The organism is Streptomyces sp. NPDC049541, assembly GCF_044465725.1.
Taxonomy (GTDB): domain Bacteria; phylum Actinomycetota; class Actinomycetes; order Streptomycetales; family Streptomycetaceae; genus Streptomyces.
In genome coordinates this window covers 101,243-126,665 of the sequence record NZ_JBITLY010000015.1, presented here as the reverse complement: position 1 = coordinate 126,665, position 25,423 = coordinate 101,243, and the positions used below count along the sequence as shown (strand labels likewise).

Genomic DNA, 25,423 nt, shown 5'->3' with positions numbered 1-25,423 from the left:
CTCAGAACCAGGCCCGTCACAGCTCCGGGGCGATCGGCAGGTCCTCCGTCTGGAAGGCCAGCCGGCCCTCCTCCACATTCACCGTCACATGGCCGCCCTCTGCCACCCGGCCGTCCAGCAGCAGTCGCGACAGCTGGTTGTCGACCTCGCGCTGGATGGTGCGGCGCAGGGGGCGGGCGCCGTATTCGGGCTGGTAGCCGTGTTCGGCGAGCCAGTCGACGGCCGGGGCCGTGAACTCGACCGTGACGCCCTGCGCCTGCAGCAGGCGGCGGGTCCGCTCCAGCAACAGGGCGGTGATCTGCCGCAGTTGGTCGCCGGTGAGCTGGCGGAAGACGACGATCTCGTCGATGCGGTTGAGGAACTCGGGGCGGAAGTGCTCGCGCAGCGGACGCAGGATCTGTTCGCGGCGGGCCTCCTCGTCGGCGTCGGCACCGCCCGCCCCGAAGCCGATGCCGGCGCCGCGCCGGGTGATCGCCTCGGAGCCCAGGTTGCTCGTCATCACGATGACCGTGTTGGTGAAGTCGACGGTCCGGCCCTGGGAGTCGGTGAGACGGCCGTCGTCGAGGACCTGGAGCAGGATGTTGAAGACGTCCGGGTGGGCCTTCTCCACCTCGTCGAGGAGCAGGAGCGAGTACGGGTGGCGGCGCACGACCTCGGTGAGCTGGCCCGCCTCCTCGTGGCCCACGTAGCCGGGCGGGGCGCCGACCAGGCGGCTGACGGTGTGGCGTTCCTGGTACTCGCTCATGTCCAGGCGCACCATGCGCTCCTCGCTGCCGAAGAGGGCCTCCGCGAGGGCGCGTGCCAGTTCCGTCTTGCCGACGCCGGTCGGGCCGAGGAAGAGGAAGCTGCCGATCGGCCGGTCGGGGCTGGCGAGTCCGGCGCGGGAGCGCATGACGGCCTCGGCGACCACGGCGACGGCCTCGTCCTGCCCGACGACCCGCTCATGGAGGTGCTGCTCCAGGCCGAGCAGCTTCTCCTTCTCCTCCTGGGTGAGGCTGGCGACCGGGATGCCCGTCTGCCGGGACACCACCTCGGCGATCGCCTCGGCGGTCACCTCCAGCTGCCCCTCGTCGGCCTCGTCGCCGCCCGTGGTGTCCGCGATGCGCTTCCTCAACTCGACGATGCGGTCGCGCAGCTGGGTTGCCCGCTCGTACTGCTCGTCGGCGACCGCCTGGTCCTTGTCGCAGGTCAGCTGCTCGACCTCGCGCTCCAGGGCCCGTACGTCGGTGCCTTTCGTGCGGGCCCGCAGCCGTACCCGCGCGCCGGCCTGGTCGATGAGGTCGATGGCCTTGTCGGGCAGCCTGCGGTCGGTGAGATAGCGGTCGGACAGCTCGACGGCGGCCACCAGGGCCTCGTCGGTGTAGCGGACCTGGTGGTGGGCCTCGTAGCGGTCGCGCAGACCCCGCAGGATCTCGATCGTGTCCGGTACGGAGGGTTCGGGCACCAGGATCGGCTGGAAGCGGCGGGCCAGTGCCGCGTCCTTCTCGATCCGGCGGAACTCCTCCAGGGTGGTGGCGCCGACGATGTGGAGCTCGCCGCGGGCGAGCGCCGGCTTGAGGATGTTGCCGGCGTCCATCGCCCCGCCCTCGCCGCCTCCACCCGCGCCGACGACCGTGTGCAGCTCGTCGATGAAGACGATCAACTGGTCGGAATGCGTGCGGATTTCGCCGACGATGTTGTTGAGGCGTTCCTCGAAGTCACCGCGGTAGCGGGTGCCCGCGACCACACCGGTGAGGTCCAGGGCGACCACCCGCCGCCCGATCAGTACGTCGGGCACGTCACCGTCGGCGATGCGCTGGGCGAGACCCTCCACGATGGCGGTCTTGCCGACGCCCGCGTCACCGATCAGCACCGGGTTGTTCTTGCCGCGCCGCGACAGCACCTCGATGGTCTGCTCGATCTCGTCCTCCCGGCCGATCACCGGGTCGATACGGCCCTCGCGGGCCAGCTCGGTGAGGTCGCGGCCGTACTTGTCAAGGGTGGGCGTGCCGGTGGCGCGCGTGTGCTCGGTACGGGTCTGCGTGGCGTCCGGCGCCTCGGGCGGCAGCCCGGTGGGCGCGAATCGGGCCGAGTTGAGGATGTGCCCGGCCGCCGAGTCGGGGTTCGCCGCCAGGGCGCTGAGCACGTGCTCGGGGCCGATGTAACCGGCGCCGCTGGCCCGTGCCAGGTCGTGGGCGTCGAGCAGGGCCCGCTTGACGGCGGGGGTGAGGGAGAGCGAGGTGGGGGGCGGCGCCTCCTCCGCCGTGTGCTGGACCGGGCCGGAGCGTTCGTCGATCTCGGACGCCAGCGAGTCGGGATCCGCGCCGGCCCGGCTGAGCAGACTCCGGGTCGGCTCGCTGGCCAGCGCGGCCCGCAGCAGATGCTGGGTGTCCAGGTCCCGGCTGCCGTGCTCGGCCGCGTACTGGGCGGCGCCGCGGACCAGTTCCCGGGCGGGCTGACTGAGCAGCCTCCCTATGTCGATCTGCCGGGGGCCCGGGCGCGGGCCGCCGAAGAAGCGGGCGAGGAATTCTCCGAAGGGGTCGTAGCCCTCAGGACCACTGAAGCCGCTGGTCATGGCCTTCCGTTCCGGCGTCCCGGCGGGCGGACCGGGACGCGCTCGCTGATCGACGTGCCGGCCCGTGCGGGTGCCCCAACAGGGCCCGGTCACACCACCTTCGCACGACCGCCGGAAGGGGGCATGTCCAGAAGCGCGGGGAGCCGACCCCCGGGCAGTACGACTTCGGCCCGGCGTGCGTGATGAGGAGCGGGGCGCGGGACGCCATGAGGCGGCGCAACCGCTCCGTCACCCGCAGGGCCGAGTCGCCCCACCGGGTCTTGGTCATGGGCCGGTCGGCGGGCGAAGCCGTGGATCCTCCGGGTCGGCGGCCACCGTCCCGCGGAGAACCCTGTGCCCGTCGGCGCCGGGACGGCCGCGGGTGAGGTTCCCGCGAGCGTGCCGTCCGGCAGCAGGGGGCCTTGCGAGGCCGGAGTCAGTTCTCCGACTTCCGCTCGGTGAGGATCCGCGGCCCGGAGTCCGTGATCGCCACCGTGTGCTCCACATGGGCCGCGCGGGAGCCGTCGTTCGTGCGCAGGGTCCAGCCGTCCGCCGCCGCGTGGTAGCCGTCCCGGCCGCCCGCGATGAGCATCGGTTCGATGGCGAGGGCCATGCCGTGGCGCAGGGGCAGGCCACGCCCCGGGCGGCCCTCGTTGGGGACCCCGGGGTCCTCGTGCATACGGCGCCCGATGCCATGGCCGCCGAAGCCGTCGGGGATGCCGTAGCCCGCCGTGCGGCACACCGTGCCGATCGCATGGGCGATGTCGCCGATGCGGTTGCCGACCACCGCCGCCTCGATGGCCGCCGCCAGGGCCCGCTCCGCCGTCTCGATCAGCCGGACGTCCGCCGGGCGCGGCTCGCCCACCACGAAACTGGTCGCCGAGTCGCCGACCCAGCCGCCCAGTTCGGCACCGCAGTCGATGGAGACCAGGTCGCCGTCGCGCAGCCGGTAGCCGGTCGGGATGCCGTGCACGATCGCGTCGTTCACCGAGGCGCAGATGACGGCTGGAAAGGGGACGGGGGCGAAGGAGGGACGGTATCCGAGGAAGGGCGAGGACGCCCCTGCCCCGCGCAGCACCCCGCGGGCCACCTCGTCCAGCTCCAGCAGGGAAACGCCCACGTCGGCGGCGTTCCGTACGGCCGTCAGGGCGCGCCCGACCACCTGCCCCGCCTCGTACATGGCGTCGATCGATGTGTCTGTCTTCAGCTCCACCATGCCAATTACTATACCGGTATTAGAATGACGGCATGGTGCGCACCCCTCTCACCCCCGAAGAACGCGAACGCGGCGAGCGGCTCGGACGGCTGCTCCGCGAGGCCCGCGGCGGGCGGAGCATGACCGATGTCGCGGCGGACGCCGGGATCTCCGCGGAGACCCTGCGGAAGATCGAGACGGGCCGGGCCCCGACGCCGGCCTTCTTCACGGTCGCCGCGCTGGCCCGCGCGCTCGGGCTGTCCATGGACGAACTCGCAGGGGCCTGCGCGCCGGTCGCGGTGTGAGTCCGGCAAGAGTCGCCCCCGCGCACGTCACGTTCCGGTGCCCGGGGCGTACTCTGCGTCCCGTCGGAAAACTTCTCGTAGCGCTCCCGTAACACGGCTCGTGTTGTCTAACGGACCGGAGTGCTCCGGTCTGGCGGGAGTTGGGCGATGGCTGTGGATCAACTCCCGGGCCGGGTGCGGGAGTTCGTGAACTACCTGAACGGCCTGCTGGCGCGCCTCGACCAGGGCGGCGGCTGGTGCGCCGTCTTCTGGCAGCGGGACCCCGACGGGATGCGGGCCTGCCTCGCAGGGCGTGAAGTGCCGCCCTGGGACGTGGTGGAAGCGCTGCTGCAGGACCTCGCCGCGCAGTACGGTCCGGCTGCCGCCGCCCAGGAGCAGGAGCGGGTCCGCGGGCTGCACACCGCCGCGCTGGCGGCGCACGACGCCCGGCCCGGCGGCCGGGAGGCGCTCGGTGACCGGCTCGACGTCATGCTCCGCGAGCAGCGCTACGCCGCCGAACGCCAGGCGGAACTGGGCCGCCGGCTCGCCTCCGCCACCACCCGGCAGGAGTCCGACGCCCTCCGCCTCGACCTGGCCTGGGCCCGCGACGACCACGAACGGGCCACCGCCCGCTGCGCCGAACTCCGGGCCCGGATGGCCGACTTGGACAGCCGCACGGCAGACAGCAGGGCGGCGGCCATCCGCCGGGCCCGCACCGCGGAAGGCGCGTTCTACCGCATCGACAGGGAGTTCCCCCCGGACGAGCCACCACCCACGGACGGTGACGAGGCCCACGGCCAGGCCTTCCCGCACCAGCGCGGCCCCTATGACGCCGGTCCCGCAGACGGACCACGGGACCGGTTCGCTGCGGGCACCTCGGGCGGAGGCGCCCCTGCGTGGGCCCGGAGCGGTCCGTACGACCGCGTCGCCGCGGAGGGGCAGCAGGGCGGCCCGCATGAGGCGGCCGCTGCCCCCGGTGCGGGTGCGGCGGGGTCGTACCGGCGCGCCCTCGCACAGGGGCAGCCGAGCGACCCCTACGAGGTGGCTGCCTCCGGTGCGGCGCCGGCGTACGACTCGTACCGCCCCGCGGGGGCGGCACGGCCCCGTGGCCCGTTCGAGGCGGCGCGTCCTGTCTCGTACGACGGCGGCTCGCCCGAGCAGCACCACGCGCACGCCACCCCCTCCGACGCGGCACAGCCCGCCCCTGAACCCCCCGCTCCCAAGCAGCGCAAGCGCCGTCGAGGCAGCGCCCGGTTCGCCGGGATGGTCGAGGCGGAGGCCGCCCCCGTCGCCGTACCGCAGACCGTCGAGCCGGTCCTGCCCGCTCCGAAGGCCACCGGTCGTACCCCGCGCGGCGCGCGGTTCGCGGGGGCCGCCGAGGTGGCGGAGCGGCCGCAGCAGCCGCAGCCCGAGCCCCTGGACACGGCGGGGCCGCAGGAAGTCGCCGGTGCCGTCGAGCGGCTCGTGCGGTTGCGTCAGGAGGGGCGTAGTGGCGAGGCGCACGCCCTGCTCGTCGACGCCGCCCACTGGCCCGCCGCCCGCTTCCCGCTGCTCGCCGCGGAACTTCAGCGCGCCGGGCTCGGCGCCGACTGGGCGACCCTGCTGTGGGAGGCCGCCTCGCTGCCCGCCGAGCGGCTCGTGGCCGCAGCGGACGCCCTGGTCGCGGCCGGGCGCGGCGACGACGGCGAGCAGATCCTGCGGCAGGGCGTCGCCCGGCCCGCCACCGAGATCGGGCAGGCCGTACTGGCACTGTCCGGCGGGGGACGCGATCGCGAGGTGCGTGCGCTGCTCGACGCATACGTCCGTGTCCGCACCCCCGAGGAGGCGGCCCGCAGCGCCGAGCCCGACCCGCGGACCCTCGTACCGCTCCTGCTGGAGGCCGCGCGGGGCGTCTCCGAAGAGCGACACTGGGATCTGGTGCACGCCCTCCGGGTCGCCGGCTTCACCGCCTGACACACCTCCGCCACCCCTCCCACCGGCCCCTTCGCTCCTCCACAGGAGTGCGAAACGTGATCGACTCCGCGGGTTAACGGCGATGGTCTTGGCAAGGCTCTCCCGGAGGCTTACGTTCATCCCTCTACGGCCTGTTCTACGGGCGTAGAGGCTCTGACGACCCGCCGAAGGAGCAGCTCATGGCCAACGTCGTTCGTGCCGCTCTGGTCCAGGCCACCTGGACCGGCGACACCGAGTCCATGGTGGCGAAACACGAGGAGCACGCCCGCGAGGCGGCCCGACAGGGTGCGAAGATCATCGGGTTCCAGGAGGTCTTCAACGCTCCCTACTTCTGCCAGGTCCAGGAACCCGAGCACTACCGCTGGGCCGAGCCGGTGCCCGAGGGGCCGACCGTACGTCGTATGCAGGACCTCGCCCGGGAAACCGGCATGGTGATCGTCGTGCCGGTCTTCGAGGTCGAGCAGTCCGGCTTCTACTACAACACCGCCGCCGTGATCGACGCCGACGGCACCTTCCTCGGCAAGTACCGCAAGCACCACATCCCGCAGGTCAAGGGCTTCTGGGAGAAGTACTACTTCAAGCCCGGCAATGTGGGGTGGCCGGTCTTCGACACCGCCGTCGGGAAGGTGGGCGTCTACATCTGCTACGACCGCCACTTCCCCGAAGGCTGGCGCCAACTCGGGCTCAACGGCGCCCAGTTGGTCTACAACCCCTCCGCCACCCACCGCGGTCTCTCCTCCTACCTCTGGCGGCTCGAGCAGCCCGCCGCGGCCGTCGCCAACGAGTACTTCGTCGCCGCGATCAACCGGGTCGGCGTCGAGGAGTACGGCGACAACGACTTCTACGGGACCTCGTACTTCGTCGACCCGCGCGGCCAGTTCGTCGGTGACACCGCGAGCGACAAGACCGAGGAGCTCCTCGTCCGCGACCTCGACTTCGACCTGATCGAGGAAGTGCGGCAGCAATGGGCGTTCTACCGTGACCGACGACCCGACGCCTACGAAGGACTGGTACAGCCGTGACCGACCTCTACGCCCGCCACAAGTCGGTACTGCCCGACTGGCTCGCCCTCTACTACGAGGACCCGCTGGAGATCACGCACGGCGAGGGCCGGCACGTCTGGGACTCCGACGGCAACAAGTACCTCGACTTCTTCGGCGGCATCCTCACCACGATGACCGCGCACGCGCTGCCCGAGGTCACCAAGGCGGTCAGCGAGCAGGCCGGGCGGATCCTGCACTCCTCCACGCTCTACCTGAACCGCCCGATGGTCGAACTCGCCGAGCGCATCGCCCAGTTGAGCGGCATCCCGGACGCCCGCGTCTTCTTCACCACCTCCGGGACGGAGGCCAACGACACCGCCCTGCTGCTCGCCACCACCTACCGGCAGAGCAACACCGTCCTGGCGATGCGCAACAGCTACCACGGCCGCTCCTTCAGCGCGGTCGGCATCACCGGCAACCGCGGCTGGTCGCCCACCTCGCTGTCACCTCTCCAGACGCTGTACGTCCACGGGGGTGTGCGGACCCGCGGTCCCTACGCCGGGCTGAGCGACGACGACTTCATCGCGGCCTGCGTGGACGACCTCAAGGACCTGCTCGGCCACACCCGCCCGCCCGCCGCGCTGATCGCCGAGCCCATCCAGGGCGTCGGCGGCTTCACCTCCGGCCCTGACGGCCTCTACGCGGCCTTCCGCGAGGTCCTCGCCGAGCGCGGCATCCTGTGGATCGCCGACGAGGTGCAGACCGGCTGGGGCCGCACCGGCGACCACTTCTGGGGCTGGCAAGCGCACGGGCAGAGCGGCCCGCCGGACATCCTCACCTTCGCCAAGGGCATCGGCAACGGCAGCTCCATCGGCGGTGTCGTCGCCCGCGCCGAGATCATGAACTGCCTGGACGCCAACAGCATCTCCACCTTCGGTGGCACCCAGATCACCATGGCCGCGGGCCTCGCCAACCTCACCTATCTGCTGGAACACGACCTCCAGGGCAACGCCCGGCGAGTCGGCGGGCTGCTCATCGAGCGGCTGCGGGCCGTCGCCGCCCAGGTCCCGCACGTACGGGAGGTGCGCGGCCGCGGCCTGATGCTCGGTATCGAGCTGGTGAAGCCGGGCACCGACGAGGCCGACCCGGACGCCGCGTCCGCCGTCCTCGAGGCGACCCGCGCGGACGGGCTGCTCATCGGCAAGGGGGGCGGCCACAACACCAGCGCCCTGCGCATCGCCCCGCCCCTGTCCCTGACGGTCGCGGAGGCCGAGGAGGGCGCCGCGATCCTCGAACGCGCTCTGAGGAGCCTCACGCAGTAGTGGACTGAGCAAGGGAAGACCGCCATGACCACCTTCGGGATCCCCGAACCCGCCCTGTCGGTGCGCCAGGTGCTGACCCTGGAACGGGTCCTCGCAGGGGAGCCCGAGGTGGTGGCCGGTGCGGCCCAGCTCGACCGTCCGGTGCGCTGGGTGCATGTCGCCGAGGCACCCGACGTGGGCGTCATGCTCAGCGGCGGCGAGATGGTGCTCACCACCGGGGTGCTGCTCGCCGGCGACGAGGAGAAACAGGCCGAGTACATCCAGTCCCTGCACCGCGCGGAGGCCGCGGCCGTCGTGCTCGGCCTCGGGCGGGCGTTCCCCTCCCCGCCGGACGTGATGCGCCGGGCCGCCGAGCGGTGCGGGCTGCCGATGGTCGTCCTGCACCGCCCCTTCCCCTTCGCGGAGCTGACGGAGGAGGTGCAGGCCCGGCTGGTCCGGCGGAAGTTCGCCGCCGTGAGCCTCTCGGAGTCCGTCCGCACGGCGCTCACCGGGCTCATCACCGCGGGCGCCCCGCTGCAACGGCTCCTCGACGAGATCGCCCAGCACAGCGCCTGCCCGGTCGTCGTCACCAACCTCGCGCACCGCGTCCTCGCCACCGCGGGGGAGCGGCCCGCGGTGGACGACGTGCTGCGCGACTGGGAGCGCATCGCCCGGCAGGCCGGCGGCAGCGAGGGCGACGGCTGGATCCGCGCCGAACTCGGCGGGCGCGGCGAACGCTGGGGACAGATCATGCTGTGCGGCTACCGAGGCGACACCGCCACCGGACGCCTGCTCGCCGACCGGGCCGCCGAGTCCCTCGTCCTGCACCGCATGCTCGGCGGCAACTCGGCCCACACCTGGGAAGAGCAGTCCGCGCAGAGCCTGCTCACCGACCTGGTCAGCGGGGTCGTACCGGCGAGGCAACTGTTGCCACGCGCGCGTGCCGCAGGACTCCCGGTCAACCGCCGCACCTTCGTGCCGCTGGTCGTGCGGGACGGTGAACCGGCCCAACTCGACCGCGTGCTACGGATGCTGGGGCTGCCCGGTCTCGTCGCCGAGCTGGCCGACACGGCCACCGCGGTCCTGCTCAGCCTCGCCCGCGATCAGGACGCCGAGGCGCTCGCCACCCACTTCGCGGCAAGGCTGCGTACGGAATCGGGGTCGACGAAGGCGGTGGTGGCCGCCGCCGACCCGCGCACCGCCTGGGACGACGTGCCCGCCGGACTGCGCGAGGCCCAGCACGTCGCCGACGCCGTCGCCGACTCCGCGGCCGGCCTCGACCTCCCGGCCGTCGTACGCCTCAGGGACGTACATCTGCGGGGTCTGATCCGGCTGCTGCGGGACGATCCGCATGTGCAGTCGTTCGCGGAACGGGAGCTGGACGGGCTGCTGTGCGCGGCCGACGAGGACCTGCTGTCCGTGCTGCGCACCTATCTCGCCACGGGCCGCAACAAGTCCCGCACCGCCCAGCTCCACCACGTCTCCCGGCCCGCCCTGTACCGCCGCCTTGAAGCCATACAGGGCCGCCTCGGTGTGGACCTCGACGACTTCGAGCAGGCCGCCTCGGTGCACATCGCGCTCCTCGCGCACGACGCGCAACAGGGCTGAAACATGCCACGACCTGGGAAAACGGCGGTGAAACATGGGCTCGGAAAAGGGTGACACCGTGGCACGCGCAAGGCCCGCAGACGTGACAGCGTGCAACTCAAAGCCGGTTTTCGGACTTCCTAGTCTTCTCGCACACCGAGCGACCGGAGGTCCCGATGAGCAGAGTGATTCGTGCCGCCCTCTTCCAGACCGCGTGGACGGGCGACAAGGAGTCGATGATCCAGGTACACGAGCAGGCGGCCCGGGACGCGGCCGCGCAGGGTGCTCAGGTCCTGTGCTTCCAGGAGCTGTTCTACGGGCCCTACTTCTGCCAGGTCCAGGACAAGGCGTTCTACGAGTACGCGGAGGCGATCCCGGACGGCCCGATCGTCAAGCGCTTCCAGGCCCTCGCCAAGGAACTGGGCATCGTCCTGATCCTGCCCATGTACGAGGAGGAGCAGCCCGGCGTCCTCTACAACACGGCCGCGGTGATCGACGCGGACGGCTCGTACCTCGGCAAGTACCGCAAGCACCACATCCCCCAGGTCCCGGGCTTCTGGGAGAAGTTCTACTTCCGCCCCGGCAACCTCGGCTGGCCGGTCTTCGACACCAAGGTCGGGAAGATCGGCGTCTACATCTGCTACGACCGCCACTTCCCGGAGGGCTGGCGGGCCTTGGGCCTTGCGGGTGCCGAGATCGTCTTCAACCCGTCGGCCACCTCCCGCGGACTGTCCGCCTACCTCTGGCAGCTGGAGCAGCCGGCGGCGGCCGTCGCCAACGAGTACTTCGTCGGCGCGATCAACCGGGTCGGCGTCGAGGAGCTGGGCGACAACGACTTCTACGGGACGACGTACTTCGTCGACCCGGAGGCCCAGTTCGTGGGCGAGGTGGCGAGCGACAAGGAGACCGAACTGGTCGTGCGCGACCTGGACCTGGCCAAGCTCCGCGAGGTCCGCGACCGCTGGCAGTTCTTCCGGGACCGCCGTCCCGACGCGTACGCACCGCTGACCGCTCCCTGACCGACGCCGTGAGCCTCCGTGGGCCCGGTGTACGGGGACCGGGCCTGCGGGGCACAAGGGGCTTTCAGCACCGTCCGTCATAAGGAGAGGGAGAATGAGCAGCCGTACCGTCATCCGTGGTGGCCTCGTCATCACGGCGTCCGACGAACTCCATGCCGACGTCCTGATCGAGGACGGCCGCATCGCCGCCCTCGCCGCGTCCGGCACCCCCGCCGCCGAGGCCTGGACCGCCGAGCGGACCATAGACGCCACCGGGAAGTACGTCATCCCGGGCGGCGTCGACGCCCACACCCACATGGAGCTGCCGTTCGGCGGCACCTTCGCCTCCGACACCTTCGAGACCGGCACCCGGGCGGCCGCCTGGGGCGGTACGACCACGATCGTCGACTTCGCGGTGCAGAGCGTCGGCCACTCCCTGCGTGAGGGCCTCGACGCCTGGCACGCCAAGGCGGAGGGTAACTGCGCGATCGACTACGCCTTCCACATGATCGTCTCCGATGTGAACCAGGAGACGCTCAAGGAGATGGACCTCCTCGTCGAGGAAGGCGTCACCTCCTTCAAGCAGTTCATGGCCTACCCCGGCGTCTTCTACTCCGACGACGGCCAGATCCTGCGCGCCATGCAGCGCTCCGCCGAGAACGGCGGCCTGATCATGATGCACGCCGAGAACGGCATCGCGATCGACGTGCTGGTCGAGCAGGCGCTGGCCCGCGGCGAGACCGACCCCCGCTACCACGGCGAGGTCCGCAAGGCGCTGCTGGAGGCCGAGGCCACCCACCGCGCCATCAAACTCGCCCAGGTCGCGGGCGCCCCGCTCTACGTCGTGCACGTCTCGGCCATGGAGGCAGTGGCCGAGCTGGCACGCGCGCGTGACGAGGGGCTCCCCGTCTTCGGCGAGACCTGCCCGCAGTACCTGTTCCTGTCCACCGACAACCTCGCCGAGCCGGACTTCGAGGGTTCGAAGTACGTGTGCAGCACCCCGCTCCGCCCCAAGGAGCACCAGGCCAAGCTGTGGCAGGGGCTCAGGACCAATGACCTCCAGGTGGTCTCCACCGATCACTGCCCCTTCTGCTTCGTGGGCCAGAAGGAGCTCGGCCGGGGCGACTTCTCCAAGATCCCCAACGGTCTCCCCGGCGTCGAGAACCGCATGGACCTGCTCCACCAGGCCGTCGTCGAGGGCCACATCTCCCGCCGCCGCTGGATCGAGATCGCCTGCGCCACCCCGGCCCGGATGTTCGGCATGTACCCGAAGAAGGGCACGATCGCGCCCGGCGCGGACGCGGACGTCGTCATCTACGACCCGAACGCCGAGCAGGTCATGTCCGTCGAGACGCACCACATGAACGTCGACTACTCGGCCTACGAGGGCAAGCGCACCACCGGCCGGGTCGAGACGGTCCTCTCGCGCGGCGAAGTCGTCATCAACGAGCGGGAGTACACCGGACACGCCGGGCACGGCGTCTACACCCCGCGCTCCACCTGTCAGTACCTCAACTAGGAGTGGCGCCCATGGACTTCGGACTCGTCCTGCAGACCGACCCGCCGGCCTCGAAGGTCGTCAGCCTGATGAAGCGGGCGGAGCGCAACGGCTTCACCTACGGCTGGACCTTCGACTCCGCCGTGCTGTGGCAGGAACCGTTCGTGATCTACAGTCAGATCCTGTCGAACACCACCAAGTTGACGGTCGGCCCGATGGTCACCAACCCGGGCACCCGCACCTGGGAGGTCACCGCCTCCACCTTCGCCACCCTCAACGACATGTTCGGCAACCGCACCGTGTGCGGCATCGGCCGCGGCGACTCCGCGATGCGCGTGGCGGGCCGCAAGCCCAACACCCTGGCCCGGATCAGCGAGGCCATGAAGGTCATCCGGGCGCTGGGCCGCGGCGAGGAGGCCGACCTCGGCGGCACGGTGATCAAGTTCCCGTGGATCAAGCCGGGCGCAGAACTCCCCGTATGGATGGCGGCGTACGGTCCCAAGGCCCTGAAGATGACCGGCGAGGAGGCCGACGGTTTCATCCTGCAGCTCGCCGACCTCTACCTCACCGAGTACATGGTGAAGGCGGTCAAGGACGCGGCGGTCGCGGCCGGCCGGGACCCCTCCGACGTCAAGATCTGCGTGGCCGCCCCCGCCTATGTCACCGAGGACGACTCGCCCGAGGCGCTCGCCCACGCACTCGACCAGTGCCGCTGGTTCGGCGGGATGGTCGGCAACCACGTCGCCGACCTGGTCTCCAAGTACGGCGAGCACTCCGCCCAGGTCCCCGAGGAGCTCACCGACTACATCAAGGCCCGTGAGGGGTACGACTACTCCCACCACGGGCGCGCCGACAACCCGGACACCCAGTTCGTACCCGACGAGATCGTCGACCGGTTCTGCATCGTCGGCCCGGTCGAGAAGCACATCGAGAAGCTGAACGCGCTGCGCGAGCTGGGCGTCGACCAGTTCGCCGTCTACGACATGCACGACGCGCAGGAGACCGTGATCGACGCGTACGGCGCGAAGGTCATCCCGGCCGTCAACTCCTGACCCCTACCGCTCGGTTCACCCTCCCCATCCCCCCACTCCAGTTCTCCCCTCCCCACCTCCCCGGGGAGGGGACCGGAGACCCGCACGGCCTTTCCGGACCCACCCTTCATTGATTGGCCTGCCCATGACCGACACCGCTCCCACGGCCATACCGCCGACAGCCCAAGTCACCCTCGCCGACGGGCGGGTGGAGATCGCCCCCGGGTCCCCGCTGCCCAGCGGCCCGTACGCCAACGAGGACCTGCTCCCGGTTCCGGTCGAGAAGCGCACCTGGACCACGTACAACTTCTCCGCCCTGTGGGTCGGCATGGCCCACAACACGGCCTCCTGGACCCTCGCCTCCGGTCTGATCGCCGTCGGCATGGACTGGAAGCAGGCGGTGCTCACCATCGCCCTGGCCAATGTGATCGTGCTGATCCCGATGCTGCTCACCGGGCACGCGGGACCGAAGTACGGCATCCCCTTCCCGGTCTTCGCCCGCGCCTCCTTCGGTATCCGGGGCGCCAACCTCCCGGCCGTCGTCCGGGCGCTGGTGGCGTGCGGCTGGTTCGGCATCCAGACCTGGATCGGCGGTGAGGCGATCTACTTCCTCGCCGGGAAGCTGATCGGCAACGGCTGGTCCGACGCCGGGAAGGTCGGCGGGTACGCCTGGACGATGTGGCTGTCGTTCGCGATCTTCTGGGTGATCCAGGTCGCCATCATCTACCGGGGCATGGAGACGATCCGCCGCTTCGAGAACTGGGCGGCGCCCTTCGTCATCGTCGGCGCGCTGGTGATGCTGATCTGGATGAGCAACAAGGCCGGCGGTTTCGGCCCGCTGCTCGACCAGCCCTCCAAGCTCGGCTGGGGCGGCGGCTTCTGGAAGCTGTTCTGGCCGTCCCTCATGGGCATGATCGGCTTCTGGTCCACGCTGTCGCTGAACATCCCGGACTTCACCCGCTACGGGAAGTCGCAGAAGGCGCAGACCTGGGGACAGGCGCTCGGTCTGCCCACCACCATGACGCTCTTCGCGCTGCTGTCCGTGCTGGTCACCTCCGGTTCGCAGGCCGTGTACGGGCAGACGGTCTGGGACCCGGTCCAGCTCGCCGCCAAGACGGACAACGTCTTCGGCCTGCTGTACGCGCTGGTGACCGTGCTGGTGGCGACCCTGTCCGTGAACATCGCGGCCAACCTGGTCTCGCCGGCCTTCGACTTCTCCAACATCGCGCCACGCAAGGTCAGTTTCCGCGCCGGTGCGCTCGCCACCTGTGTCATCGGCGTGCTGATCTTCCCGTGGAAGCTGTACTCCGACCCGCAGGGCTACATCTTCACCTGGCTCGGCCTGGTCGGCGGACTGCTCGGCACGGTCGCCGGCATCCTCATCGCCGACTACTGGATCCTGCGCCGCGGCAAGCTGGACCTGGTCGACCTGTACCGCGCGGGCGGCCGCTACTGGTACGAGGGCGGCTGGAACTGGCGGGCCGTCGTCGCCTTCGTGGCTGGCGGTGTCCTCGCGATCGGCGGCGCCAGCTTCAAGCCGCTGATCGACGGGCGGCCCATCCCGGCGCTTGAACCGCTCGCCGACTACGGCTGGGCGGTCGGCCTCGGCACCTCGATGGTGGTGTACGTGGTGCTGATGCTGCTGCGCGGGAAGGACCGCCTGGAGGCCTGAGCCTGCGCCCCTGCTTCGCCCTCGAAGGGCAGCCGGTCCTACTGGCTGCCCTTCAGCGCGGTCACGGCGTCCCGCGCCGCCTCGATCGCACCCTTGTTGATCTCGTCCGTGCCGGGCGCCTTCTTCGTCTCGAAGTCGCTGCCGTTGTACGTGACGACCACCAGCACGTTGGAGACCTGGGCGAACACCATGCCCTCGCGGGTCTGCTGCTTGTCCTCGGTGGTGAGGTTGACGACGGAGTAGGCCTGGTCACCCAGCCCGGGAACGGCCCCTCCGCCGCTCTTGTCCGTGATTCGCTGCTTATAGGTGCTCTGTGCCGCTTCGTCGGAGTTCATGACTTCGAAGGAGACGTCGAGCCACCGGTAGTCGTAGCCCTTGAGTGCGTTCCAGGAGCAGGTGCGGCGCAGTTTCGCGTCCGTCGACTGGATTTCCTTGCCCGCCGTCTTCGCGCCCGGGACGAGCGCCTTGAGCGTCTTCTCGGCCATGCTGCCGCACGGTGCCGGGGAGGCGGCGTACGTCTTGGTCTGCGCGGTCGAGGAAGGGGCCGAGGCCGACTGGCTGCCGGTCTGCGGTGCCTCCTTGTGCTCGGCGGTCGTCGTCGCCGCGGGGCCGGACGTCAGTGCCCAGCCCGCCGCGGCCAGCACGACGACCGGGGACAGACGAGCGGTCAGAGCGAGCGGCAGAGGAAAATCGCGCACGGCACACTTTTCGGTGGGGGACGGTGTGCGGAGGGGGTCCGCACTGCGGACGGGGCGCCAGTCTCACATGAGTACCTGTGAGACGGAAGTGTCAACTCGCTCCGTGGCCGCACGGTTACTGTTCGGTCAGCATCGCCGGGCATCCGTCACGGCCGGCCGACGGTGACGAGGGATCAGGAATGCGCTCGACGCCGAGCGCACCAGCAGCCCCACGGTGTGGCTGCGCGTGGTCTGGCGCGGCAAGCTCGCCACGCTCTACCCGCTCCGCGAGACCACCGCCCTGCTCCTCCTGGGCGGCGCGATCGCCGTGGTCCTGCAGCGCGCCGGGTCCCGGCTCGGCGGTGCCGACATGGAGACGGAACAGCGCGGTCTCCAGGCCCTCGCGGCCCACGGCGAGGAAGGACGTGACGACCAGGACCCCCGCGCCCATGCCGAGCGCGCTGGTGACCTTCTCCTTGATCTCGCCGGAGAGGCTGCGGGCCGAGCGGCGCATCGAGAACACCATCGCGGTGACGAACGCGACCGCGATCAGGCTGAGCGTGCCGCCGAAGGCCTCCTGGGCGGTCGCGGACAGGGACGCGGCGGTGAAGGTGAGGACCGCCCCGAAGCTCATGGCGAGCGCGACCGCCGCGAGGACGCCCGTCCACACCTGGAGCAACCGGGAGCGGGCGCCGGCCCGCACGAGGGTCGCGACGAGGATGGAGACGATGAGCCCGGCTTCGAGTCCTTCCCGCAGCCCGATCAGGAAGCTCGGAAACGCGTCATCCCCCATGCGGTCCTCTTAGCATAGGCATGCCTAACCAAACGCGGACCATCATGGCCTGGGGTATGCAATCAGTCAGTCGCGGGAGGGTAATTCCGAGGCCAAAATCCTGCTCTGCCCCGATGACGTCGGTGACGACGGGGTCAGCGGGACGCCGTCTGGTGGATACCGGGGACGTCCAGTTCGTCGGCGCTGAGGAACTGGTTGTACGCGGTGACGTTCGTGAAGAAGATCGGGATGGGAAGGGTGAGCCCCGGCGGCAGCGGCGGCGGCATGCTCGGGGTGAACGTGACGGGGAGCAGGCCGAGGAGGTTCCCGCTGAGGACCTTGGTCAGCAGGACCACGGGCCGCCCGGTGGCCACCGTGGTGCTGGAGGGGGCGTCCGTCTCCAGCGTGCCCTGGCAGGGATACCAGGGGCCGGGGGCGGACGGGTCCACGCGGCCGATTCCGGGGATGCCCATGTCGAGCAGGGGCAGCCGGAGACCGGGCAGGCCGTGGAAGGGTGGAGCGGGCGGCGGGGGCTGGTTGCGGCCGCATCCGGGGGCGAGGAGAGGGGCCGTCTGGCGCAGGCTCGCGATGTCGACCCGGTACGCGGTGAAGACCAGGACCTCCTGCGGGCCGTACACCGTCGGCACCTCGGTGATGCCGTGGTAGGTCAGGCCGGTGAGCACCAGCAGAGGGGTGACGACCCGGAAGGGCTGGGCGGCGGTGCGCACGCGGTACGCGGCGGCATCGACACCCAGCCTGAGGGAGATCAAGGGCTGCGGAAGGCACCAGCGTGAGTGCTCACCCCCGTCGGAGCCGGCGCCCAGATCGATGTGCAGCGGCAGCAGGGACAGCGGCCCGTCCATCCGTCCGTCGGCGGGCAGGGGCGGGATGTCCAGACGCAGCACGGACGGCGGGACCCTGCCGTCGGACCCGCTCGGCTTCTTGTCCGACGGGCCCGGCCCAGGGGCGTGGTGGGGCTTACCGCCCTGCGGCCGGTCGGTGGGGCGGGCCGGCCCCGACGTCTCACCGCCGTGCCGGGCGGCCGAGTCCTTGTCGTGTCCGTCGCCTTCGTCGTGTGCACCGTGCAGGCCGAGCAGGTCGGAGACCGAGCCGAGAAGGCCCGCTCCGGATGAAGGAGCGGGGGCGGGCTTGACGGAGGCGTGCCCGCGTCCCGGCCTGTGTTCGCCGTGCGTCTCGGTACGCGGCTTCGGCACAAGAGGGACGAGGGGTCGGTGCGGGCCGCCGTCCCCCGCGGAGCCCGAGCCCGGGACACGGCCGCCGGTGCCTCGGGCGGGAGGCACCGCCCCGCCCAGCAGCCCGTCGAGCAGAGAGCAGACGGTCAGCTGCGGCGCAGTCCTGTCGTCGACGGTGCTCCCGAGCACGCTGGGCGGATCGGCGCGGCTCGGCACCACCCGCGGGAGGTGCGCAGGGGCGGGTTGCAGCCCGCCGGTCAGCAGCGCCCCGATCGGCAGTACACCGAGCGCCCGCATACGGCTGGTGCGCCAGGTCAGACCGTTCGGGCGCGGGGTGCCGCCGGCCTGTCCGCCGCCGACCGCATGACCTCCGCCGCCTCCCCAGCCGTCCGGTTCACCGGAGCCACCGGCTCCACCGCCGCCCGAACCGCCGGAATCATCAGGGCCGCCCGGACCGCCCGGACCGTCCGGGTCCGCCGGGCCGTCCGGACCTCCGGAGCGGTCCGAGCCGTTCCCGCGACGCCAGTCGGGCCAGATCGGCGGCCGGACCGGAGGCCTCGCGTACGGCACCCAGCTCACCGCCATCGCGCCGCCGGTGATGCCCAGCAGAAAACCGATCAGGAAGCCGCCGAAATTGGAGAGCACCAGCGAGGCGACCGCGAGCACCAGCGTCGCGATGCCCGCGAAGACCCGGTGCCCGGGGGACAGCCACAGGCTGAGCGCGAGGACCACCAGGAAGATCCCCATGAGCGACCCCGCCACCCCGGCGACGCCTTCATGCATCATGATCGGCAACGGCGCGAACGGGATGGAGAGGATCTCGACCCCGGACAGCAGCGTCCACAGCCCGGCCCAGAACGGACGGCTGCGCCGCCAGTCACGGAAGGCGCTCCACCATCCGCGCCGCTCCCCGTCAGCCTCTCCCTTCCTCCTGCCTCCGAGATGCAGCCACGCACTACTCACTTCGATCCCCCGGAGTGTGGTGGTGCCCGTGATCCGCGTCGTCCTCATCAGAGGAGTGGTGACCGGCGTCGTCCCCATCAGAGGAGTGGTGACCCGCATGATCCTCGTCCGAGGAGTGGTGACCTCCGTGACCGGCACCGGAGGAGCCGTGACCGTCGTGCTCCGCACCGGAAGAGTCGTCGTCCCCCTGATCCGCATCAGCGTCGAAGCACGGGTTCGAGCCGACCTGCACGCTCAGGTGGAGCCCCGGCAACCGGAACGTCGCCGCACTCACCGAACGGGTCTGCTGCCGCAGGTTGTCGATGCGTACCGTGTCGGCCTGCTCGCCGAAGCCGCCGGGCGCGCCGTGCACGCCGGGCACACCCTGAACGGTCGCGGCGTCCTGACCGATGTTGATGTTGTGGAAGAGCGCGTCGCCCTTCAGGTCGTGGCTGTCGGCGACGAGCCGGTCCGCGTGCGCGGGGTTCCCGCCGCTGCCCGAGGTCAGCCGCAGGGTGACGGGCCCGAACAGGGGCACGTCCTGTACGACGGACTGGCACAGGTCGTACAGGTCCGCGGACCGGATGCCGGAAAGCGCTTCCGGGTACGAGGCGTGAGCGCCGCGGTCCAGCACACCGAACTGGACGAACCCCTGCCCGTCGAGCGTGCTGGCCGAGATCTGGAAGCTCTCGCCGGAAACCGTGAACGAGTTGGGCGACACCCCGAAGGACGCGGCCAGGGCGCCACGCGCCACCGCCGTGCACAGCCCTGCGGACGCCAGCAAAGTGGGCACCATGGCCACGGCCAGGCGCCTCCATCGGGTGTGGCCCGTGAGACGTGTGCTCACGGTGGTCTGGGTGGCACTGTCGGCGTTGCTCGTCATCCCTCTCCCCGTCAGACAATCCGGGCGGGCCCATCAACGGGCCGAGAAGCCCCAAATTCCCGAGTCTCGGGCGGTACGCATCGCCAACTGCGGGGGGACCCGCGGGTGACTCCGAGAATCAGTGGGGGGACCCCAATGGACGGACGCATTCACCCGCGTGGCTCAGGAGGGGAGGGGGAGGCTGTTCAGTAGCAGGGCTTGTCTCCGGCCTTCACGCTCAGGCGCAGGCCCGTGAGCCGGAAGGTCGCCGCGGTCACCTCTCGGGTCGACTGCCGCAGATGGTCGATGCGGACGCTGTCGGCCGACTGCCCGAACAGTCCCGCCAGGTCACCGGAGCCGCCCTTGAAGGTCGAGGCATCCTGGCCGATGACGATGTTGTGGAACTCCGCGTCGCCACCCAGCTCGTCGGTATGGACGACGAGATGGTCCGCGTGCGCGGGCCTGCCGCCCCCGCCGGCGCCGATCCGCAGGGTGGTCTCGCCGACGACGGGGAGCTTGACGACCATCGACTGGCACAGGTTGTACAGGTCGGCCGAGTCGATCCCGGCGATGGCTTCCGGATACGTCGTGGACTTCGACCGGTCCGTCGAGACGTACTGGGTGAAGCCCGTGCCCACCAGCCGGTCGGCGGAGATCTTGAGGTTCTGTCCGGAGATCGTCATGGACTGTGCCGTGACCGCGAGCGAGACGGGGAGGATGCCGCTGCCGATCCCCACCAGGAGCAGCGCGGACACCACCAGCGTCGGCACCATCACCCAGGCGAGCCGAGTCCACCGGGTGTGCCCGTCGGGGCGGGCACCGGGCTCAGGGAACGACGTCATCACTGCCTCCCCGGCTCGAGCGGGGCCGAGCGGGGGCGGGAACCACCTGCGCCGCCGGCTGCGGCCGTCGGGCCGCAGCCTCATTGCAACCTGTGGTGTGCAGGTCGGCAACCGGAACCGGCTCGCGGTGCTCGACCCGGGGTGGGCAGGGGCAGTGCGTCCCACGTGCTCTTTCTCCTCAGGTTTCAGCTGAGGTTGGATGGGGTCGGCCCAGGCCCGCAGACAACGAGGTCAGACATGCATTTCACCACTCGTCCCACCCTCCAGGGCACCTTCGGGATGGTGTCCTCCACCCACTGGCTGGCCTCGCAGTCGGCGATGGCCGTCCTGGAGGACGGCGGCAACGCGTACGACGCCGCCGTGGCCGGGGCGTTCGTGCTGCACGTCGTCGAGCCGCACCTCAACGGGCCGGCCGGCGAGGTGCCGATCCTGCTCGCCCCGGCGGGCGGCGAGGTGCGGGTGCTGTGCGGCCAGGGCGTCGCACCCGCCGGAGCGACGGTCGCGCACTACCGCGGACTCGGGCTGGAACTCGTCCCGGGCACCGGACCGCTCGCGGCCGCCGTGCCCGGCGCGTTCGACGCCTGGATGCTCCTGCTGCGCGACCACGGCACCAAACCCCTCGCCGACGTCCTCAAGTACGCCATCGGGTACGCCGAACACGGCCACGCGCCCGTGGAGAACGTCGGCGCGACCGTCGAGTCGGTACGGCAGCTGTTCGAGACGGAATGGACCTCCTCGGCGGAGGTCTACCTGCCGGGCGGCAGGGCCCCGCGCCCCGGTGAGCTGCTGCGCAACCCCGCCCTCGCCGCCACCTGGAAGCGACTGCTCGCCGAGGTCGCCGGTGCGGGGGACCGGGTCGCGCAGATCGAGGCGGCGCGGGAGGTCTGGCGTTCCGGGTTCATCGCCAAGGCCCTGATACGGCAGGCGCAACGCCCCACCATGGACACCAGCGGCGCACGCCACACCGGCACCCTCACGGCCGCCGACCTCGCCGGCTGGTCCGCGACCTACGAGACCCCGGCGACGTACGACTGGAACGGCTGGACCCTGTGCAAGGCCGGCCCGTGGAGCCAGGGCCCGGCCTTCCTCCAGCAGCTCGCCCTGCTCCCGCCCGAGCTGCCCGAGTACGGGTCCGCCGACTACGTCCACCTGCTGATCGAGGGCTCCAAGCTCGCCATGGCGGACCGGGAGGCCTGGTACGGGGACGCCGCCGAGGTCCCGCTCGACGAGCTGCTGTCGGCGGACTACAACGCGGCCCGGCGCGACCTCGTCGGCGACAAGGCCTCGTACGAGCTGCGTCCCGGCAGCCCCGGCGGGCGGACCCCGCGGCTGAGCGGGCACGCGTGCGTGGTCGTCACCGACGACCCCGGGTTCAACCCGATGGGCGCAGGGGAGCCGACGGTCGCCAAGCCGACCACGTCCCCGGTGCCGGGCGAGCCGCGCGCGCGTGCCGGTGAACCCGAGGTGCGCGCCGACGGCGCGACCCGTGGGGACACCTGCCACCTCGACGTCGTCGACCGCTGGGGCAACCTGGTCGCGGCCACGCCCAGCGGTGGCTGGCTGCAGTCCAACCCCGTCGTGCCCGAGCTGGGGTTCCCGCTCGGCACCCGGCTGCAGATGACCTGGCTGGAGGAGGGCCTGCCGAACTCGCTGACCCCCGGTCGTCGCCCCCGCACCACCCTCACACCCTCCATCGCCCTGCGCGACGGGGTGCCGGTCATGGCGTTCGGCACGCCCGGGGGCGACCAGCAGGACCAGTGGCAGCTGCACTTCTTCCTGGCCGTCGCCCTGCGCGCCCAGGTCCGCGGCGGTCTCGACCTGCAGGGTGCCATCGACGCCCCGAACTGGCACAACGACAGCTTCCCTGGGTCGTTCTACCCGCGCGGCATGCGGCCGGGAAGCGTGACGGTCGAGTCCCGCACGGACCCCGGCGTCGTCGAGGAGCTGCGGCGCCGCGGGCACGACGTGACCATCGGTGACCCCTGGTCGGAGGGCCGGCTGTGCGCGGTCGCCCGGGACCCGGAGACCGGCATCCTGTCCGCGGCCGCGAACCCGCGGGGCATGCAGGGGTATGCGGTGGGTCGCTGACCGCGCACACCGGGCGCTGACCGCGCGCGCCGAGTTCACGCCGATTCCACCGCGGGTCCACCGGCACGGTGGGGATTGTCAGTGGCGCGTGCTCTCATGGAGCCATGATCGAAGACAAGGAAACCATCGACGAGTTTCTCGCCCGCCACTCGGCCGACGTGGAGGAGGCGGTCCGCAAGGCCGCCGCGGCCGAGATCATGCCCCGCTTCCGCCGGCTCGCCGCCCACGAGATCGACCAGAAGGCCGGACCGCACGACCTGGTGACCGACGCCGACCGCCTCGCCGAGCAGTACCTCACGGACGCCCTCGGCGCGCTGCTGCCCGGATCGGTCGTGGTCGGCGAGGAGGCGGTGCACGCCGTCCCGGTGACGTACGAGGCGCTGCAGGGCGACGCCCCGGTCTGGATCGTCGACCCGGTCGACGGGACACGGCAGTTCGTGCGCGGCGAAGCCGGCTTCTGCACGCTGGTCGCCCTGGCGCACCGCGGGGTTCTGCTCGCCTCCTGGACCTACGCACCGGCTCGCGACCAAATGGCCACCGCCATCAGGGGCCAGGGCGCCTTCCTCGACGGCGAGCGGCTGTCCGCAGGCTCGCCCATACCCGGCCGCGACCTCCAAGTGGCCACCTCCCACCCGGACTACACGACCGACGAGCAGAAGCGCGCCCTGCTCGGCCTGCGGACCGACGGCATCGAGTTCCGCTCCTGCGGCTCGGCGGGACTGGAGTATCTCGCCATAGCCCGCGGCCGGTTGGACGCCGTCGCCTTCTCCTGGGAGGCGGCGTGGGACCACGCGGCGGGCATCCTGCTGGTCGAGGAGGCGGGCGGCGCCCACCGCACGCTCACAGGGGAACCGTTCCGCATAACCGGCGGCAACGCCCTCCCCTTCACGACGGCCCGCGACGCCGAGACCGCGGAGAGGGTGGTGGCACTCCTGCGACAAGGATCGGCCTGACCCCCAGGGGCGGTCCTCGTTCCCTGCCCCCAGCGCTGTCAGGCCCCCGGCATATCCTGATCCTCAATGGCCGTCGGCTGACGAAGGGGTGCCGTCGATGCTCGATGCTGTCGTGGTGGGTGCGGGGCCGAACGGACTGACGGCCGCCGTGGAACTGGCCCGCCGCGGTTTCTCCGTGGCGGTGTTCGAGGCCCGTGACACCGTCGGCGGAGGAGCCCGCACCGAAGAGCTGACCCTGCCCGGCTTCCGGCACGATCCGTGCTCCGCGGCCCACCCCCTCGCCATCAACTCCCCGGTGTTCCGCACCATGCCCCTGGAGCGGTACGGCCTGGAGTGGCTGCACGCCGAGTTGCCCATGGCGCACCCCTTCACCGACGGCACCGCGGCCGTGCTGTCCCGCTCGGTCGCCGAGACGGCCGCGTCCTTCGGCCCGCGGGACGCGGGCGCCTACCGCAGGCTGGTCGCGCCCTTCCTCCCCAGGTGGGACACCCTGGCCCGCGACTTCATGTCCCTGCCGCTCACCGCCCTCCCGCGCGACCCGGTGACCCTCGCCCGCTTCGGCCTGGTCGGCCTGCCCCCGTCCACCTGGCTGACCCGCCGTTTCCGGGACGAGCAGGCCAAGACCCTGTTCGCGGGCCTCGTCGCCCACGTCATGGCCCCGCTCAACGGCTTCGCCACGGGCGCCATCGGCCTGGTCTTCGCCCTGGCCGCACACGCCCGCGGCTGGCCCGTGGCGCGCGGCGGCTCCCAGTCCATCTCCGACGCGCTCACCGCGTACCTCAAGGACCTGGGTGGCCTGGTCCACACGGACTACGAGGTCAAGCGCCTCGACGACCTGCCGCCCGCCCGCGCCTACGTCTTCGACACCTCACCCACCGCCCTGGCCCGTATCGCGGGCTTCGGCCGCTACTACGAGGGCTACAAGTACGGCCCCGGGGTCTTCAAGGTGGACTACGCGCTGGACGGCCCGGTGCCGTGGACCGCCGAGGAGGCCCGCGCCGCCGGCACCGTGCAGATCGGCGCGGACAGCGCGGAGATCGGCGCCGCCCTGACCGCGGCCTCCCGGGAGGGCAGAGCCCCCGACAGACCCTTCATGATCACGGTCCAGCCCGGCGTCGTCGACCCCACCCGCGCCCCCGAGGGCAAACAGGTCTTCTGGGCCTACGGCCACGTCCCCAGCGGCTGGACGGGAGACCTCACGGACGCCATGGAACGCCAACTGGAGCGCTTCGCACCCGGTTTCCGCGACCGCGTCCTCGCCCGCGCCACCGCAGGGCCGCCCGAAATCGCCGCCCGCAACGCCAACTACATCGGCGGCGACATCGCCTCCGGCGCGGTCTCCGGACTCCAGATCCTGCTGCGCCCCAAGCTCTCCCTGTCCCCATACAGCACACCCCACCCGGCCGTCTTCATCTGCTCCTCGGCCACCCCACCGGGCCCGGGGGTACACGGCATGTCGGGGCACAACGCGGCGAAGGCGGTCTGGAGGAGGCTGAGACAGACATGACGCCGACCATCACGCTCGCCAAGGGCGACATCACCCGCGAGAGCGCCGACGCGATCGTCAACGCCGCGAACTCCTCCCTGCTCGGCGGCGGAGGAGTCGACGGCGCCATCCACCGCCGCGGCGGCCCCGCGATCCTCGAGGAGTGCCGCACACTCCGCGCCTCGCGGTACGGCAAAGGCCTGCCCACCGGCCAGGCGGTCGCCACCACCGCGGGTGACCTGGACGCACGCTGGGTGATCCACACGGTGGGCCCGGTCTGGCAGGTCGGCGGCGGCGATGCCTCGCTTCTTGCCTCCTGTTACCGGGAGTCCCTGCGCGTGGCGGACGAGCTGGGTGCACGAACGGTCGCGTTCCCGGCGATCTCCACCGGCGTCTATCGGTGGCCGATGGAGGATGCGGCTCGTATCGCCGTGGAGACGGTACGGAACACACCGACAGGTGTCGAGGAAGTGCGGTTCGTCCTCTTCGACGACCGGGCGTACGAGGCGTTCGCCAAGCAGCTCGGCTGAGGAGGCGTGGGCGGGCGGTTCTGTACCGGCGGACGGGGCGTTG

The 25,423-nt window shown here is 71.4% G+C and carries 20 protein-coding genes; 13 read left to right on the top strand and 7 right to left on the bottom strand.

Annotation, left to right across the window (positions count from 1 at the left end; genetic code table 11):
- Window positions 1-16: 16 nt before the first annotated feature.
- On the bottom strand, window positions 17-2,554 hold the full coding sequence (locus tag ACIBW9_RS38095) for an ATP-dependent Clp protease ATP-binding subunit (RefSeq protein ID WP_398962044.1): 2,538 nt from the start codon (window positions 2,552-2,554) through the stop codon (window positions 17-19).
- A 415-nt stretch (window positions 2,555-2,969) separates the two neighbouring features.
- Window positions 2,970-3,749, bottom strand: coding sequence for a type I methionyl aminopeptidase (gene map, locus ACIBW9_RS38090; RefSeq protein ID WP_398962041.1), 780 nt, complete (start codon window positions 3,747-3,749; stop codon window positions 2,970-2,972).
- A gap of 32 nt (window positions 3,750-3,781) precedes the next feature.
- Between map and ACIBW9_RS38085 the strand changes: the two genes are divergently transcribed.
- The 9 genes from ACIBW9_RS38085 (at window position 3,782) to ACIBW9_RS38045 (ending at window position 15,035) form a co-directional block, all read left to right on the top strand.
- Window positions 3,782-4,033, top strand: a complete 252-nt coding sequence (locus ACIBW9_RS38085; protein ID WP_030947047.1) for a helix-turn-helix domain-containing protein — start codon at window positions 3,782-3,784, stop codon at window positions 4,031-4,033.
- Between the two features lie 147 nt (window positions 4,034-4,180).
- The gene (locus ACIBW9_RS38080) at window positions 4,181-5,965 is read left to right on the top strand and encodes a hypothetical protein (RefSeq protein ID WP_398962037.1); all 1,785 of its coding nucleotides are present in this window, start codon (window positions 4,181-4,183) and stop codon (window positions 5,963-5,965) included.
- Window positions 5,966-6,144: 179 nt separating this feature from the next.
- Complete coding sequence (locus ACIBW9_RS38075; RefSeq protein ID WP_115910095.1) at window positions 6,145-6,987, top strand: nitrilase-related carbon-nitrogen hydrolase; 843 nt, start codon at window positions 6,145-6,147, stop codon at window positions 6,985-6,987.
- Window positions 6,984-8,270, top strand: a complete 1,287-nt coding sequence (locus ACIBW9_RS38070) for an aspartate aminotransferase family protein (RefSeq protein WP_398962034.1) — start codon at window positions 6,984-6,986, stop codon at window positions 8,268-8,270. Before ACIBW9_RS38075 ends, ACIBW9_RS38070 begins: the two co-directional genes overlap by 4 nt.
- 24 nt (window positions 8,271-8,294) lie before the next feature.
- Window positions 8,295-9,857 (top strand): PucR family transcriptional regulator, encoded by a 1,563-nt coding sequence (locus ACIBW9_RS38065; protein ID WP_398962031.1) that lies wholly within the window; start codon window positions 8,295-8,297, stop codon window positions 9,855-9,857.
- A gap of 155 nt (window positions 9,858-10,012) precedes the next feature.
- Window positions 10,013-10,855: a nitrilase-related carbon-nitrogen hydrolase gene (locus ACIBW9_RS38060; RefSeq protein ID WP_344397978.1), complete on the top strand. Its 843-nt coding sequence runs from the start codon at window positions 10,013-10,015 to the stop codon at window positions 10,853-10,855.
- A gap of 94 nt (window positions 10,856-10,949) precedes the next feature.
- Window positions 10,950-12,353 carry a dihydropyrimidinase gene (gene hydA / locus ACIBW9_RS38055; protein ID WP_398962028.1) on the top strand — a complete coding sequence of 468 codons (1,404 nt, stop codon included), beginning with the start codon at window positions 10,950-10,952 and terminating at the stop codon, window positions 12,351-12,353.
- 11 nt (window positions 12,354-12,364) lie between these two features.
- Window positions 12,365-13,384 carry a TIGR03842 family LLM class F420-dependent oxidoreductase gene (locus ACIBW9_RS38050; RefSeq protein WP_398962025.1) on the top strand — a complete coding sequence of 340 codons (1,020 nt, stop codon included), beginning with the start codon at window positions 12,365-12,367 and terminating at the stop codon, window positions 13,382-13,384.
- Between the two features lie 124 nt (window positions 13,385-13,508).
- Window positions 13,509-15,035: an NCS1 family nucleobase:cation symporter-1 gene (locus tag ACIBW9_RS38045; RefSeq protein ID WP_398962023.1), complete on the top strand. Its 1,527-nt coding sequence runs from the start codon at window positions 13,509-13,511 to the stop codon at window positions 15,033-15,035.
- A gap of 38 nt (window positions 15,036-15,073) precedes the next feature.
- Here ACIBW9_RS38045 and ACIBW9_RS38040 read toward each other — a convergent pair whose 3' ends face one another.
- From ACIBW9_RS38040 to ACIBW9_RS38020, 5 genes are all read right to left on the bottom strand, one after another.
- Complete coding sequence (locus ACIBW9_RS38040; RefSeq protein WP_398962021.1) at window positions 15,074-15,733, bottom strand: hypothetical protein; 660 nt, start codon at window positions 15,731-15,733, stop codon at window positions 15,074-15,076.
- A 115-nt stretch (window positions 15,734-15,848) separates the two neighbouring features.
- On the bottom strand, window positions 15,849-16,505 hold the full coding sequence (locus ACIBW9_RS38035) for an FTR1 family protein (protein WP_398962018.1): 657 nt from the start codon (window positions 16,503-16,505) through the stop codon (window positions 15,849-15,851).
- Window positions 16,506-16,639: 134 nt separating this feature from the next.
- Window positions 16,640-18,640 carry a DUF6114 domain-containing protein gene (locus ACIBW9_RS38030; protein ID WP_398962016.1) on the bottom strand — a complete coding sequence of 667 codons (2,001 nt, stop codon included), beginning with the start codon at window positions 18,638-18,640 and terminating at the stop codon, window positions 16,640-16,642.
- Complete coding sequence (locus ACIBW9_RS38025) at window positions 18,633-19,502, bottom strand: DUF6230 family protein (RefSeq protein WP_398962013.1); 870 nt, start codon at window positions 19,500-19,502, stop codon at window positions 18,633-18,635. The genes ACIBW9_RS38030 and ACIBW9_RS38025 overlap by 8 nt, the downstream gene beginning before the upstream one ends.
- A 185-nt stretch (window positions 19,503-19,687) precedes the next feature.
- Window positions 19,688-20,323: a DUF6230 family protein gene (locus ACIBW9_RS38020; protein WP_398962010.1), complete on the bottom strand. Its 636-nt coding sequence runs from the start codon at window positions 20,321-20,323 to the stop codon at window positions 19,688-19,690.
- Between the two features lie 237 nt (window positions 20,324-20,560).
- Here ACIBW9_RS38020 and ACIBW9_RS38015 point away from each other — a divergent pair, with 237 nt between their 5' ends.
- The 4 genes from ACIBW9_RS38015 (at window position 20,561) to ACIBW9_RS38000 (ending at window position 25,380) form a co-directional block, all read left to right on the top strand.
- Window positions 20,561-22,411 carry a gamma-glutamyltransferase family protein gene (locus ACIBW9_RS38015; RefSeq protein ID WP_398962007.1) on the top strand — a complete coding sequence of 617 codons (1,851 nt, stop codon included), beginning with the start codon at window positions 20,561-20,563 and terminating at the stop codon, window positions 22,409-22,411.
- A 104-nt stretch (window positions 22,412-22,515) separates the two neighbouring features.
- On the top strand, window positions 22,516-23,364 hold the full coding sequence (locus ACIBW9_RS38010; protein WP_398962004.1) for an inositol monophosphatase family protein: 849 nt from the start codon (window positions 22,516-22,518) through the stop codon (window positions 23,362-23,364).
- 97 nt (window positions 23,365-23,461) lie between these two features.
- Window positions 23,462-24,871, top strand: a complete 1,410-nt coding sequence (locus ACIBW9_RS38005; protein WP_398962001.1) for a phytoene desaturase family protein — start codon at window positions 23,462-23,464, stop codon at window positions 24,869-24,871.
- Window positions 24,868-25,380, top strand: a complete 513-nt coding sequence (locus tag ACIBW9_RS38000; protein WP_398961999.1) for an O-acetyl-ADP-ribose deacetylase — start codon at window positions 24,868-24,870, stop codon at window positions 25,378-25,380. The genes ACIBW9_RS38005 and ACIBW9_RS38000 overlap by 4 nt, the downstream gene beginning before the upstream one ends.
- Window positions 25,381-25,423 lie beyond the last annotated feature (43 nt).